Below are 14,106 nucleotides of genomic sequence, written 5' to 3'. Positions count from 1 at the left end.
GGCCAATCCGCGACCCTTAACTGCAAATAATTCAAGTATAGCCGCCGATGCTGATGTGTTCGGCGGGAGACGGAACGCTTTGCGAGATTAAGGCCGAAGGGTCGGAGCTTTCCGCCTACATTCAAAAAGCGTGCCCACCGTCCTTGGGTGGGACGGCGGGCACGCTTGCTTAGCTGTTGCTGGGGCTACTTAGCCTTGCTGCGACGATGGAAGAAAGCGCCGATCGCGGCGATGATGGCGCCAAGACCACCGACGGTCGCGACGGTCGCCGCCGTCTGGTCTCCGGTATTGGGAATCGCCGAACCGTTCTTCTTGCTGCCCTGGGCCTTGTCGCCTGCGGGCTTGCCTGCCTGGTTGCCGCCGTTCGAGCCATTGCCGGAACCCTGGTTGCCCGAGCCGCCCTGATTGCCGGAATCGGCATCCTTGAGGCTCTCAATAGCCAGCTTGAGCTGGTCATAGGCCGCCTGGAGCTGGGTGTCGGAAGCATTCTCATCACCCAAGACGTCCTCGGCGTAGGTAATGGCATCCGTCAGGGCCTTGACAGACTCGGCCGTCTTGCCCCTGGTGTCAGTCTCCTTCGCCTGCTTGACCAGGGCCTTGAGCTGCTTCTTAGTCGGATTCTCGACCGGGGCCACCGGGGTCTTCTCGAGCGCGCCGCGGGCGCTCTCGAGCGCCCTGAGCGCCCGGTCGACCTCGTCCTGCGTGGCGTTCTCGTCGCTCAAGATGGCGCGGGCGCTCGCCAGGGCGTTCTCGAGCGCCGTCCAGGAGGCCTCGGTGTAGTCACCGGCCTTGAGGTCGCCGGCAGCAACCTCGGCATCAACCTTTTCGATCGCGGTAGCGAGATCATCCTTCGCCACCGGATCGGGGACGGCCGTACCGTAGAACTTGAGCTCCGCCATGCTGCAGTAGGCATCAACGTTGCCACCGCCGGCGTGAATCACCTTGACGGTCACGTAGCGACCGCGCGCGGCGCCAAAGCTCATCTGTTTCCAGTCGCCACGGTCGGTGAGCACGCGGCCGTCGTTGTCGAAGGCGAACGTACCCATCGACGCGGCGGTGCCCATCTCATAACCGTCGGCAGTGTCGGAGACCAGTATCTCGGCCTCGAAGATATCGCCGTTAGTGCCGCCGTCCTGGCGCGGCAGGAATGTAACGTCGGTGAGATCGTAGTCGCGGCCCAGGTCGACACTCAGATACTGGGGCATACCGGTCCCATGGGCCCAGTCGCTGTGCCAAAGCGTCCGCTCGTCGCCGTCGAGAGCGTTGACGGCGTTGCTGCCCTCGTAGTCGGCCTCACTCGAGAAGCCGGCCACCTTGACGTTCTTGCGGTTCTCGGGCGTGTTGATAAGAATCTTCTCATCGACAGGGCGCATCTTGAGGCCGTCGATTGCCTTCTCGATCTTGGCTGTGGCGTCTGCGACATCCTTCTTGCTATAGCTGCCTTGGCCGCCGTCGAGGAGCTTCTGAGCCGCCTCGACCGCAGCGGTGAGAGCTGCATAGGAATCCTTAGTGTAGACGGACTCGCTGTAGCCCGCGGCCTTGGAAAGCGCTGCCACGAGCGCAGAGGTATCGACACCAGCTTTGACCTCGACCTCATAGGATGCGGTCTTGGAGGGGTCGAGTACCGACGCCACCGTGATCTTTGCCTTGCCGGCCTTGTTGGCACGCAGGTAGTAGCTCACGCTATCGCCAGCCTGAACAGCGGAGACGCTTACCACAGAGGGGTCGGAGCTCTCGACCGTCACATAGGGGTAGCCGGCGCTCTCAGGCGTGGCCTTGGCGTCGACGGGCGTAACGTCGCCTTCAAAGAACTCGGTCTGGTTCTTGCCTAGCTCGACACCCTCGATGGCCTCGACACCCTGCGTGTAGTTGAAGTTGACCTCACGCAGTGTGAGCATCTGGTCACCCGATGCCTCAAGCGGCGTGACCTCGACCTTGGTCGCCTTCTTGCCCTTATTCTCGGCAGAGAGGCCAAAGGCGTAGCGAGCCCGGAAGGAATCGTACTCCCCGCCCGCGAACTCTTGGGTCGAGCCATCCTCGAACGTCACGACAGCCTTGATCTTCTGCACGGTTCCGTTGCCACCGTTGCGGTTAACGACCTCGACACTATCGAGTTTCGACGGCGTCTTAAATGCGAATGTCATCGTGGTGGGAAGCTTCACGTAACTCGGAAGCTTACCCTCGCTGTCCCAGTTGCCGCTCCAGTTCCATAGGAACTCAAAGCCGTTGTCGCCCTCGTTATTATCGAACAGCGCGTTATAGCTCTTCTGCTGGATAAGTTTCTCGACGTTGGTCCCGTCGTCGGTCGTGAGCTCATCGTTGGTCATCGTGATGTTGAAGGCATCCTGACCGTACTCGGCGACTGTTGGCTGAGGAACATCCGGCAACGTCACCGTGCCGTCGCTCGCAAACTCAAGTGCGTCGCATGCCGGACCGATGAGCCAAGATGTCGAGGGCAGTTCGACCTTGCCGGCGGTCTTGGCCTTGAGCTTGAAACTCGCCACCGCGCCGGTACCGTTGTAGAGCTTGCCATCGCCGCGGTTGGCAAAGGCGAGATTGATAGTCTGCGTTCTGTCCGCGAACTGGACCTTCTCGCGAGACAGGTTCTCCATGCCGGCAGTCGAGCCGTCCTGCGCGATGCTCTCGGACACAAACTCGAACTGGTCGCTCTTGAAGTTGACGAGAGTGCCCAGGGCGTTGACGTTCTTGGCGTCGGCCGCATAGACATCAACGGTGATCTCATCACCGGCCTCGACCTCGGTCTTGCTCGGAATCACCGCGAGCGAACCTGCGACCTTGCCCTTTTGTTTAGTGCCGCCGTCAAGACCCGCCATGGTGAACGAGTAATCGTAGACGTCGTAAACGCCGTTATCGTTGAGGTCGGCGAAGTGGTCGCGGATCTGCGAACCGAACGTCGGGGTATCGGGCTCGCGATTCTCGAGGCCCAGATAGTTCTTCATGTTGGAGTAGTCTCCGTCGGAGATCGTGGCCTTGTTGAGGTTGGAGCCCACGGCGAAGCCATCCGTGCCATCGGTCTTGTAGATGGCAATCTCGGACGCGGAGAAGAAATTGCCGACCGAGGCGAGCGGTATCATGCGCACGTAACGGGCGGCCACGGTGCCGTCAAACGCTACCGTCTTACAATCAGCGGAACGTGCCCAATCGACCTCCTGACTCGTCCAGTGGACGCCATCGAGACTCGTCTCAACACGCATCTTGGTCACAGTGCCGTTGCCGGCGTCATCGCGCGGATAGTACTCGAGCTTATCGAGCTTGTAAGCGCGTCCATAGTCAACGGTAAGCGCCTTGCCCAGATCGTTGCCACCGGAGTGGAAACCGCCGTCGCCCGACTGGAACTCATGGTCGAAGGCGAGCTCGGCCTTATGGCTGCCGTAAAGTGAGCCCTCCCAGGTGATTTGCTCGGCGTCGGGGACGTTCCGCCACGGATCGAGTGCGGAGTTCGCCTCGAGCACATCGCTCCAGGCGGAGTAACCCTCGGCGTTGCGCGAACGAATCTGGTAGGTGTGCTTGCTATTGTAGGCGAGGTCGGTGTGCGTGAACTCGGCCGCATCACCCACGGCGAACACAGTGCCGTCGACCTTAAGGTCGTAGGAGGTAGCACCATCGACCTTTCCCCAGGTGAGCTTGATGCTCGTTGGGGTCGTGACGTCCTCGGGGGCAGCAAGGTTCGTGGGTGCGGAGAGGTTCTCGTTGAGGCGATCGGCTGTGAGCGTGGCGTCGGCGTTCACGAAACCGCCCAGCTCGAGCGTCTGCGCCGCCGCAGCAACATCGGTCTTCGCGAACTTGACGTAGACCTTGGGGTTCGTGGTGATCTTGGTGTTGTTAAAGCTCTCGCCCCGCTCGGCCTCGGTGCCGTCCACATCGCTGCCGTAGTGGTTGAGGTTAGGGGTCTCGCTGTAGAAGTAGACCGCCTGGCCGGCCTCGGGGGTCGCGGTGTCAAAGGTCTCCTGCGAGTCGACCTCAACCACGTTGAGCGCGGATCCGCCGTTCTTGGCGACGACGCTCATGGGCTTGGCGGACACGTTGGCCACGAAGGTCGTGGTGCGATTGGAGTCGTAGCCGTTGTAGCCACCCTGCGAGGCTTCGGCGGTGAAGGTCGCGGTGCCGCCTGCGGCCTTGGATCTGTAGACGGTGCTCACATGCTCACCGTAGGAGATATTGTCGATCGTACCGTAGGAATCGTCCTCAGTCGTGTTGTTCTCGATGGAGGAGCCGTCGTCCTCGTACTGCGTAAAGGTGCCGTCGCCCTCGGTGGCGAAGAACTCGACGATACGCTGGCTGCGGTCGGTACCCTTGGTGTTGGTGTCGCTCACGGCCTCGGGGTTGTTGTTCTCGGCGTACATCGGCACGATAGCGTTGGCCTTCACAAACAGCGGCAGCTTCCAAAGCGGAGCCTCGTAGTTGTTGAGAACCTGGCCGCCGCGATACTGCTTACCCGAGAAGTAATCGATCCAGATGGTGGGATTCTCGTCGGTGCCGTAGTTGGGGAGGTAAATCCCATTGCGAATGTCGTTGCCGTTCTCGTCTGCCTGGGTATCCTGATACACCGGTGCCACTAGGAAGTTCTCACCGAACATATACTGGTACTGCGTCGAAGTGCTTGCGGCGTACTCGGAGTTGTCGGAAAGCAGCATGGCGCGGATCATGGGCAGGCCGGCATCGCCGTTACCCGTGTCGATGTTGGCCGCCGAGGCCGCGCTCGTGTAGATATAGGGCATGAGCTGCGCCTTGAGCTTGAGGTAGAAGCGCGAGATGCCTGTGTAGGGATCGCCGTGCGTCATGGGCGATTTGCGGTAGGTGCCCCAACCGTCCATGTCGAGCATAGAGGGCGTGAACGTCTTCCACTGGTAGTCACGCGCAGAGATGATGGGGTCGCCGCCAAAGATGCCGTCCATGTCGGAGCCGATGTTGGGGTTGCCCGAAAGACTCTGACCGATATACGTGGGGATATGGAAGCGAATGTACTCCCAGTTACCGCCATACTGGTCGCCGGTCCAAATGCCGCCAAAGCGCTGCGTGCCGGCCCAACCATCGAGTGTGATGATGTTGGGGCGCTTGTTGGCGCCGGTCGTCACCGTGTCATAAGCTGTCTTGATGCCATTAAGACCAAAGGAGTAGCCAGATCCAACCCAGGCGACGTCGGTCTTAAGGGTAGAGATGCCTCCCGTCTTGACCTCGGCGTCGAAGTCGCGAAGCAGGTGCCACGGGGTCTCGGAGTTGCTGTCGGGCTCAAGGTTGGACTGGGTCCACAAGCCCGTGCTCACACCCTTGGAGTTGGCATACTCGGTGAACTTCTTAAGGTTGTCGACATTGGCACGCACAGCGTTAAGACGGTCAGCCGAGCTCGTTCCGTCGGAGTTGACGCCGCCGGTCTTGTAGTAACCGTTCTGGCCATAGCCGGCGCCGTAGCCGTCGTTCGGCAGGAACCAACCGAGCGGCATGTCGTTGTCCTCGTAGTCATCGATAACCTGACGAGCAGAGAACTGGCGGTCGAAATCGGTCGCTTTCATGTTCTCGGTATCAACCGTAGGGCCCTCACCGTTGAGCGTCTCGGCCGCAAGTGTGCCGTCGAGCTTGTAGCCCGTCGACATGCCAGACTCGTACTTAACGTCGCCCTTCTCGCTCGAGGACTTGCTGCCCTTGGTCTCCCACTTCTTTTGACCCGAGGTCGTTGACCAGCCGTCACGGTTATAGGCATTAAGATGACCAAGGTAGAACCCGTACTCGGGCAGCAGTACCGGGTTACCGGTCACCTTGTAGTAGTCCCGCAGCATCTCGGTTGCCACGTTCGAAGCGCCCTCGTTGGTCGCCACGAAGTAGTAGGCATCAAACTCATTCTCGCTGTGCAAAGTCGTGACCGTCGATGAGTCCGTGGAACCGAAGTCGTAGGAACCCTCTGCAAACGTGTTTCGGAGTACGCCGTAGCCGTCACTCGTCCAATAAAACGGGTTGGGCGAGGCAACGCCGCCATCGGTCCAGTTGTTCGTGTTGGAGATGGCGATGGTCTGGTTGGTGTGCAGGAAGCGTCCGTTCTGGGTGCCGCCGCCAAAGAAGTTCTCGGACTTCTCCTTGGCGAGCGTCTGGACGGTACCCTTCTTATCAAGGTCGAGGGACGCGGACTCGGAAACCACGACACGGTCGCCTGACTTGATACTCATCTTGCCAGTCGCCTTGTCCAGGATCACGGTCGCCTTTCCGCCGGTGATCTCGATAGTGTCGCCCTTGTCGGCAACCGTCGCACTCGGCTTGCTGTAGGTGTCCGAGGTATCGGGCTGAGCCTGGATCTTAGCCGTGTGGGACTTACTGCGCGGCGTGGCGTACTCGGAAAACTCACCCTTGGGGTCGACGTTATAACGGAAAATACCGTCCTCGAGGAACGTAATACGGCCCTTGATGCCGTCAGCGAAATCGATGTCGACGACATTCGAGGCAGACTGGGACACGGTCGCCGAGTCGACGCCCTTGAGTGGCGTGGCAATCGCCTGCTGGGGATTGGCAAACACGAGCGTCGCTGCAGTGGCAACGAGGACCGCGCTTCCCTTCACCCACCGTTTCGTAAAAATGGAATTCCTGCGCATCTGGTCTCCTTTCTTCCGACATGCTGAGGTGCCGAGGACGCCCCCCCCCCGGCAGCATGGGAAAACGTATCAAACGGAGATGTTCGGTACATTCCGCACAATGGGGGCCACCCGTTACCAAGGGGCCAACTGGTAGTAACCAGATAGCCACCTACTAGGTCATATCAACATATGGGAGCACTTGCGCACCCAAGTTCGGAATTCTCCCAGCGGCAGTAAAATAAGCGTCAACGGCAAGGTGGGCTTAATAAGCCATACCAATTGGTTCTTCAGTCAAATACCAATCTAGCAAAAATGTACTGTTTATCTGGTATTACACAGACCATACCTTTCCCTCGGGAACTGGGCTTCGCGAAGTTTCCCGAGAGAAAAGCTCGACCGCCGCCCTGCGACCTACCGGGGATTGCCATGACATATGTTGGCTGATTTGGTTTGGAATGAGATGTTGACGGTAGTCAATGGGCACAACTGTCCCGGGTGCATTTCAAGATGCACCTAAATGTCTGCCTTCATCCTTATAGATTGTCCAGGTAGTCGTCGGCATCATAGGTAAGGCTGTAAGCTTTATTCAGGATGCGCACGAGCTCCTGAGCATCGTGCTCGCCGAGCGCTGAGAGTTGTTTCGAGAGCGATGCCACACTCTCGGCATTTTTTTTCGCCGCGAAATCACGGCCTTCCTCGGTAATGCTCACCAGCACACGCCGACGATCGTTTGGATCGGTCCTGCGCTGAACGTAACCCTTGCTCTCGAGTGAATCCAAGATATGCGACATGCGCGCACGGGAAAATTTCAGCTTCTTGGCAATCTCGGAGGGAATGACATCACCGTCAATACCCGATAGATACTGTAAAACCGGTGCCTCGCCCACACTGGCGCCGCCGGCAGCACTCAAGGATCCCTTGGCAAGGGAACGTGAGTACACAATCAGTTTTCGAGCGACGTCATCGTAATCCACTGGGGATATTGTCCTTTGCAACTCTAGAAGGGCCATAAAACCGTCATTTGCCGTACATTAGTTAACATTCGCAACAATTATTTATGATACCCCAACGCGGAAGTCTATTGCTCGTCCTTCTTGCGTCGCATAAGCTCCTCAACGTCGATACCCGCGGCCTCGAGCATGCGCTCGACATTCTTTTTGGCGTTGGTCGTGCCAACCTTAAGCACGATCGAAAGCGGAGTGCCCACCACCAGGCACACGATGCCCACGGGGACACCCCAGCCGGGGCCTCCCTGCATACCCCACATCCCCATCAAAAAGCCAATCGCCACGAGCGAATAGCCCAGGCGCAGCCAAACGTTGAGCCGCTGAATAGCATCGGTCTGCATCTTTGCCTCGCGAATCAAGTCGTCGCGCGAAAGGTCGTGTCCGTGTTTCTCGTGCATATGGGTCCTCCTCGTGCAAAGCGTGCATCATGTGCAAGAACATCGTTTATCGAATACGTCATCTTTCAAGAGCAATATAGCGGGTGTCGTGTAGGCGATGGAGGTCGCTGGCCATATTGCCCTTGAAGGGCGGCGTAAAATCAAAAGGCCGTGCGGTTGAGGCCGCACGGCCTTGCAGGGGGTCAAAGGATGATGACTAGTAGCTCAGCGCCGGATCGAAGAAGCCAATGAGAACGCCCACAAATGCGATCACGACGAGAATCAGCATCATAACGATGGGGTTGACCTTCTTCTTGGTCATCATGTACCAGCAGAAGATGATGAAGACCATCGGCAGCAGGTGCGGATAGATGCCATCGAGGGTGTCCTGGAACTTACCGCCGCCGGGCAGCACCAGGTTGGGGCTGCAGGTGATGGAGACCCAGGTAGCACCGACTGCACCGATGACCATGGTACCGACCATCACGATGGAATCGCGAAGAGCCTTTGCCTTGGGGCCGACCAGTGCCTCGACCGCCTTGCCACCGAGCTCATAGCCCTGGTTGTAGGCAAAGCGCATGCCAAGGAACATGAGCAGGTTCCACACGACAATATAGAAGATGGCACCGAGCGGAGAGCCGCCGGTCGAGAGACCGAGGGCGATACCGAGCAGGATCGGGATCAGGGTACCGACGATCAGCGAGTCGCCAAGGCCGGCGAGCGGGCCCATGAGGCCGGCGCGGATACCGTTGATAGCGTCGTCGTCGATGGCCTCGCCGTTTGCGCGAGCCTCCTCAAGGCCGGCGGTGACGCCGACAATCATGGTACCGATCTGCGGCTCGGTGTTGAAGAACGCGGAGTAGGTCTGGAGGGCCTGCTTCTGCTCCTCGGGCGAGTCGTAGAGTTCCTCAACGATCGGGAGCATGGCGCACAGGTAACCGAAGGTCTGCATGTGCTCCTGTGAGAAGCAGGTCAGGTTACCATAGGACCAGTTGCGGAACGACTTGGCAAGCGTTTTCTTAGAGAGCTTTTTCTTCTCTGCCATTAGATGTCCTCCTCTTCCTCATCATCGGAGCCCGAGGCGATAGCTGCCTTGGGAGCGTTTGCGAGGTCGATCTTGAGCGAAGCGATCTCATAGTTGATCAGGGCGAAGAAGCAGCCGATGCCGGCGGCGGCAATCAGGTTGCACCCCATGACAGCGGACAGGGTGAAGCCGAAGAAGAACGTGAGGAAGTCCGTGGGCTTAGAGATGACCTGCTTGAGCAGGATGGCGATACCGACGGTAGGCAGCAGCGAGCCGACGGTGAACAGCGTCTTCATCGCGATGCCGTCCATGGGCATGTAGGTCTTCATGAGGTCGACCATGGCGGTGCCGCCCATGGTGATGATGAACGTCGGGAGGAACGAGCAGACGATGTGACCAATCCAAGGCAGAACGTTGTTGACCAGGTAGAGCTTGTGGAGATCGCCCTTCTCGAGCCACTTCCACCCCATGCCCTGCCACACCAGGTTGATGGTGGCGGTGCCATAGAAGAGCACAGTGCCGAGCGTGCCGACGGCGGCGCCGAGGGATGCGGCCATGCCGGCAGCCTCAGCGGAGGCGGGATCGATGCCCGAGTTCTTGATGGCGAGGATCGCCAGCGGGATACCGATATAGGACACGGCGCGGACGTCGGCGGAGACGGTTCCGCCGGGGGTCACGAGAGCGATGTAGACAACCTGGATGGCAGCGCCGACGAGGATGCCCGTCTGCATATCGCCCATGATGATGCCGACGATGAGGCCGGCGACCAGAGGACGACCCAGAGTGTAGTTGCCGATCGTCGTGCCGCCCATGCCAGGCAGTGATGCCAGGCAGGCGAACAGGCCGAACAGCGCGGCTTGGAATGCATTGATTGCCATGCTTTCCCCTTTCTTTATTCCTCAGCCCCTTTCACCAAGGGCTGTAGATACCAAAATGCGGCTGGCGCCTAACTAGAAGCCAAACTGACCGCGGAACTTGGGCCACTCACCGATGGACTTCTCCTTGATAAGGGCGAACTCGACCGTGTAGCCGGCGTTGGTGAGATCCTCGAGCGCCTGGGCCTCTTCCTGCGTGATCGACTGGTTGTTGCCGAGCTTGGTGGTGCCGGGACGATCGTTGCAGGGACCGACGATGATGCGGTCCATGCCGGGCTTAAAGCCAAAATCGACGAGAAGTTCCTTCATGTCGAGCGGGTTCTTGGTGATCAGGAAGTACTTGGTGTCGGACTTGAGAACCTTCTCGGAGACCTCCTTGAAGTGCTCCTTGGTCCACACGAACGTCTTCTTGCCCGAGGCACTCTTGTAGGCCTCCTTGAGCACGGGGTTGGACGCCGCGGCGTCGTTGACGGCGATAAGACCGTCGCAGGGATACTCGAGGGCCCAACGGGTAACGGTCTGTCCATGGATCATGCGGTCGTCAATGCGGATGAACGAAATCATACGTTCTCCCCTTTCCTTCATGAGGCCCGCGGTCGCGGCCTCTTCTTCCTAACGTTTGCAGCTAGATGAAACCTTGGTGCGGCCTAGATGTCGTCGTCCTCGTCGTCGGCGTCATCGGTCGGGACCACAAGCTCGGACATACCGTTCTTGCCCTCCTGCAGCATCATCTGCTTGAGGGAATCCAGGTCCATGGTGGCAAGCCCCATCATGGCGGTCATAGCCATGGGCAGGTTCATGCCGCCGAAGGCAATGGTGTGGGCGAGCAGGCCCTTCTCGGCCAGCGTGTTCATGGCATTGGTGAGCGGCGATCCGCCCAGGATGTCACCGAGCAGGACAACCTCGTCATCGGCGGTAACGGGAGCGAGCATCGCCTTGACGTTCTCGACATACTCGTCAGCGCCCATGCCGTCCACGAGACTCGTCGACAAGATGTTCGGGGCGTCATTGCCGAGCATCTTGAGGACACTGTGCAGTCCGGGAGCGAGCGTTCCGTGACTGACCATTACCAGATACCGCATGCGGTCTCCTCTCGACCTGCCGTGTGTCGCACGGCTTTGCTTTTTGCCGAGATTATTGTTGCGCCGGGGCATGTTCGGTACAAGAAAATAGTTGCGAACGGCAACTATTCATCGGTTAACGGTAGCAACTATTTTTGTGCCTAAATTATTTTTTCTTCCAATTATTTTTAAAATAGCAGGTAGATTGCCTGGTAAATGTTTTATGTTCCTTATGTACCATACATACCAGCAAGAATCGGGCCTGACATCACCGGTTTGTCCCGCAGTGTCAGACCATGTCACGTATGCTCACGACATGGAGGTACCCCATGGACATGATCTCGTTTCTCGCCTCCGAACCCTTCGATCGCAGCGGTGATACGCCGCTCTATGTCCAACTTAAGCATCGAATCGCCCTGCTTATCGCCAGCCAGGCGTTCGACACCAAGACGCCGCTGCCACGCGAGCTCGAAATCTGTGAGCGGCTGGAGTTATCGCGCGCGACCGTGCGCCGTTGCTTTCAGGATCTCGTCATCGAGGGGCGCGTGGTGCGCAAACGTGGGCAGGGCACGTTCATCAAACCCCAAACCTCAGCACCCGGCATCGACCTGGCCCTGAATTTCAGCGCGCGGATGCGCGAAGCGGGACGGGTTCCGAGCTCGCAGATTCTCGCCTTTTCAAGCATACCGGCCGTCCGCGGCATCGCCTCTGGGCTCAAAGTGCCCGAGGGGACACCCGTCTGGGAGATTCGCCGCCTGCGTCTCGCCAACGACAAACCCATGGAGCTCAACTACGTCTATATCCCCGTGTCACTTTGCCCCGAGCTCACACGCAAAGACGTGGATGGCTCGCTCTACGCCTATATCGCGGAAAAGACCGGCATCCTGCCTGCAAGCGTCGATGCCGTCTACGAGACGGTCAACCTCGACAAGCATGAGGCGCGCCTTTTGGGACAGAACACCGGTAAGGCGGCGATGCGCATCGTGCGTTCGACCTACGACAAGACGGGAACCCCGTTCGAGGTAGGCGTGCTCATCAGCTGCGACGGTCAGGCAAAGCTGCACGTGCACATCGCCGCCGACAAAACAACCTTCACCGCCACAGCCCAATAAATCCAAAACGTGGGCGCCGTCGTTCAAACGAACGACGGCGCCCACACTCAATTTTATTCAGCCCTAGTCATCGCGCAAAGCCCCTTCGGCAGCACACGGTGCAGCCGAAGGGGCTTTGAGCGATGACTAGGGCTGATAAACTGGTAGCCGCTGAGCGCCACGGGGTCCTCGCGCTGGGAGTAGGTGTGGATGAGGGCAGACGAGACAGCGTAGGAGACAGCGGCAATAAGGATGAAGCCCTCGCCTGTGAGCGTGACGGCGCCGCCGCTATCGCCACCGGTGAGGTTGACGATAACGACTCCGGCAAAACCTATAGCGCAGCCGAGGACTTTGCGCGCAGTGAGCCGTTCTTGCCGGAACACGAGCGCTGCCATCAACACGCAGAGAAACGTGTTCATAGCGTTGACGATTGAGCCGCGCACACCCGAAGCGTTTGAAACGCCGATATAAAAGAAGGCGTACTGCACGATAGTTTGGGCAAGCGAGAGTCTGATAACGAGTGGCCATCCCGTGCGTGAGACGCGAGGCAAGCGACGTCTTGTTATGACTGCAGCGGCAAGTGCGATAGCGCCGGCAAGCATAAAGCGCACGCCAGCGAAGAGAAACTCCGATGGTACGTCGCCGTTTTGGATGCCGAGAAGCTCGTAGCCGATCTTGATGCAGGGGATCGCACTGCCCCAGAGCGCGCAGCAGATGAGGGCGAGCGCAGCTACGCACCATGTGCGCGTGAGAGGGTGGCGCGCGGAGTCGGCGTAAACATCGCAAGAGCTGGCGTCGAGTGCGGATGAGGGTTTGGACATACATCTCCCAAACGAGGCGAAGCAGAAAACGCCTCTATGGTACGCGCAATTTTGTGTCCGCACGCGTTGATAGCATAGAACGCGTCATGGAACACAAGTTCGTAAGAAGAGGAGGACGCCATGATGTCAGAGATTACGGGCTATCGTGAGGAAGTTCAGACCATCAAGACGGCGATATTGCGTGCGCAGTATGCTGCGGCGAAGAGCGCCAACGCTCAGCAGCTGCAGCTCTATTTCGCCGTGGGAGGCTACGTCTCCGCCAACACGCGCAATGGCACGTGGGGAACCAACGCGCTCAAAACCATCAGCGAACAATTGCGGAAGGAGCTGCCAGGACTCAGGGGCTTCTCCACAACAAGTCTCAAATATATGCGAATCTTCTTTGAAGCTTGGTCTGCTCCGGGCGATGAACAGGCGTTTCTCGATTCGTCACTCGTGAGTGACGAATCTTCAGACGGTGGCCTTCTGCAAATTCGTCACTTGCAAGTGCCGAATTCAAACACATGTTCTCTCGATGATTTTTTAGCGATTGGGTTTACCCATCATCGGTATATCCTTGCAGGTGCTAAGACCCTTGACGAGCGGCTCTTCTACATTCACAAGTGCGCATTTGAGCACTTAAGTGTGGAGGCGCTCAAACGCTCGCTGAAGGCGGACGACTTTCATCATCAAGGAGAGGTCTCCAACAACTTCCTCTCAACGCTGCCAAAGGGTCAGCAGGCGCTGCGCGCTATCGCCACGTTCAAGGACGAGTATCTGCTCGACTTTATCAATGTTGAGGAACTCGGGGTGCGCGATGCGGAGGATGTCGACGAGCGCGTGTTAGAGCAAGGCATCGTGCAGAATATCAAGCAGTTCATCATGACGTTCGGTCGAGCCTTCGCGTTTGTGGGAAACCAGTACCATCTCGACGCCTTTGGCATCGATCAGTACATCGACCTCCTGTTCTTCAACCGCGACCTCAACTGTTTAGTTGCAGTCGAGCTCAAGAGCGGCCCCTTCAAGCCGGCCTATCTCGGCCAGCTCTCTGGCTATCTACGCATCCTGGACGACTTTGAGCGTCGCGAGCACGAGAATCCCTCCATAGGCCTTGTTCTTTGCAAAGACATGGACAAGGGATTTGTTGACTATGTGATCCAAGACTTCACAAAACCCATGGGTGTGGCCACCTATAAGACGTCGAAGGATATGCCACGAGAGTTGCTCGATGCTCTGCCGCCCATCGATGACTTACGGATGTTGCTGGAGAGGTCTGATGGGTAGCGGTAG

10 protein-coding genes are annotated in these 14,106 nt (G+C 58.5%); 2 read left to right on the top strand and 8 right to left on the bottom strand.

Going from position 1 to position 14,106, the window contains the following annotated elements; genetic code table 11:
- Window positions 1-185: 185 nt before the first annotated feature.
- The 7 genes from CHY22_RS04500 to CHY22_RS04470 all read right to left on the bottom strand — a co-directional run bounded on the left by CHY22_RS04500 (window position 186) and on the right by CHY22_RS04470 (window position 10,946).
- A complete protein-coding gene (locus CHY22_RS04500) occupies window positions 186-6,599 on the bottom strand; it encodes a discoidin domain-containing protein (RefSeq protein ID WP_089572609.1) in 6,414 nt (2,137 codons plus the stop codon).
- 515 nt (window positions 6,600-7,114) lie between these two features.
- Window positions 7,115-7,555 carry a MarR family transcriptional regulator gene (locus tag CHY22_RS04495; protein ID WP_158550938.1) on the bottom strand — a complete coding sequence of 147 codons (441 nt, stop codon included), beginning with the start codon at window positions 7,553-7,555 and terminating at the stop codon, window positions 7,115-7,117.
- A gap of 104 nt (window positions 7,556-7,659) precedes the next feature.
- Entirely contained in the window at window positions 7,660-7,986 is a 327-nt protein-coding gene (locus CHY22_RS04490; protein ID WP_089572607.1) for a hypothetical protein, read from the bottom strand.
- A gap of 196 nt (window positions 7,987-8,182) precedes the next feature.
- Complete coding sequence (locus CHY22_RS04485) at window positions 8,183-9,010, bottom strand: PTS system mannose/fructose/sorbose family transporter subunit IID (RefSeq protein WP_089572606.1); 828 nt, start codon at window positions 9,008-9,010, stop codon at window positions 8,183-8,185.
- Entirely contained in the window at window positions 9,010-9,867 is an 858-nt protein-coding gene (locus CHY22_RS04480; RefSeq protein ID WP_089572605.1) for a PTS sugar transporter subunit IIC, read from the bottom strand. Before CHY22_RS04480 ends, CHY22_RS04485 begins: the two co-directional genes overlap by 1 nt.
- A 72-nt stretch (window positions 9,868-9,939) precedes the next feature.
- Window positions 9,940-10,428 (bottom strand): PTS sugar transporter subunit IIB, encoded by a 489-nt coding sequence (locus tag CHY22_RS04475; RefSeq protein WP_089572604.1) that lies wholly within the window; start codon window positions 10,426-10,428, stop codon window positions 9,940-9,942.
- An 83-nt stretch (window positions 10,429-10,511) separates the two neighbouring features.
- Window positions 10,512-10,946, bottom strand: coding sequence for a PTS fructose transporter subunit IIA (locus tag CHY22_RS04470; protein WP_089572603.1), 435 nt, complete (start codon window positions 10,944-10,946; stop codon window positions 10,512-10,514).
- A gap of 308 nt (window positions 10,947-11,254) precedes the next feature.
- Here CHY22_RS04470 and CHY22_RS04465 point away from each other — a divergent pair, with 308 nt between their 5' ends.
- Complete coding sequence (locus CHY22_RS04465) at window positions 11,255-12,037, top strand: GntR family transcriptional regulator (RefSeq protein WP_158551165.1); 783 nt, start codon at window positions 11,255-11,257, stop codon at window positions 12,035-12,037.
- A 53-nt stretch (window positions 12,038-12,090) separates the two neighbouring features.
- Here CHY22_RS04465 and CHY22_RS04460 read toward each other — a convergent pair whose 3' ends face one another.
- Window positions 12,091-12,837 (bottom strand): DMT family transporter, encoded by a 747-nt coding sequence (locus CHY22_RS04460; protein WP_089572601.1) that lies wholly within the window; start codon window positions 12,835-12,837, stop codon window positions 12,091-12,093.
- Between the two features lie 120 nt (window positions 12,838-12,957).
- On the opposite strand from CHY22_RS04460, the gene CHY22_RS04455 reads away from it, so the two are divergent.
- The gene (locus CHY22_RS04455; protein WP_089572600.1) at window positions 12,958-14,100 is read left to right on the top strand and encodes a PDDEXK nuclease domain-containing protein; all 1,143 of its coding nucleotides are present in this window, start codon (window positions 12,958-12,960) and stop codon (window positions 14,098-14,100) included.
- Window positions 14,101-14,106 lie beyond the last annotated feature (6 nt).

It is taken from the genome of Collinsella sp. TF06-26, from assembly GCF_002232035.1.
Classification (GTDB): Bacteria; Actinomycetota; Coriobacteriia; order Coriobacteriales; family Coriobacteriaceae; genus Collinsella.
The sequence above is the reverse complement of the archived record's forward strand: the minus strand, read 5'-3'. Positions and strand labels throughout refer to the sequence as shown.

Excerpts from the sequence above, each read along its gene's own strand:
- CHY22_RS04480 (WP_089572605.1), bottom strand. The coding sequence starts at position 9,867 with ATGGCAATCAATGCATTCCAAGCCGCGCTGTTCGGCCTGTTCGCCTGC.
- CHY22_RS04465 (WP_158551165.1), top strand. The coding sequence starts at position 11,255 with ATGGACATGATCTCGTTTCTCGCCTCCGAACCCTTCGATCGCAGCGGT.
- CHY22_RS04455 (WP_089572600.1), top strand. The coding sequence starts at position 12,958 with ATGATGTCAGAGATTACGGGCTATCGTGAGGAAGTTCAGACCATCAAG.
- CHY22_RS04490 (WP_089572607.1), bottom strand. The coding sequence starts at position 7,986 with ATGCACGAGAAACACGGACACGACCTTTCGCGCGACGACTTGATTCGC.
- CHY22_RS04485 (WP_089572606.1), bottom strand. The coding sequence starts at position 9,010 with ATGGCAGAGAAGAAAAAGCTCTCTAAGAAAACGCTTGCCAAGTCGTTC.
- CHY22_RS04475 (WP_089572604.1), bottom strand. The coding sequence starts at position 10,428 with ATGATTTCGTTCATCCGCATTGACGACCGCATGATCCATGGACAGACC.
- CHY22_RS04470 (WP_089572603.1), bottom strand. The coding sequence starts at position 10,946 with ATGCGGTATCTGGTAATGGTCAGTCACGGAACGCTCGCTCCCGGACTG.
- CHY22_RS04500 (WP_089572609.1), bottom strand. The coding sequence starts at position 6,599 with ATGCGCAGGAATTCCATTTTTACGAAACGGTGGGTGAAGGGAAGCGCG.
- CHY22_RS04460 (WP_089572601.1), bottom strand. The coding sequence starts at position 12,837 with ATGTCCAAACCCTCATCCGCACTCGACGCCAGCTCTTGCGATGTTTAC.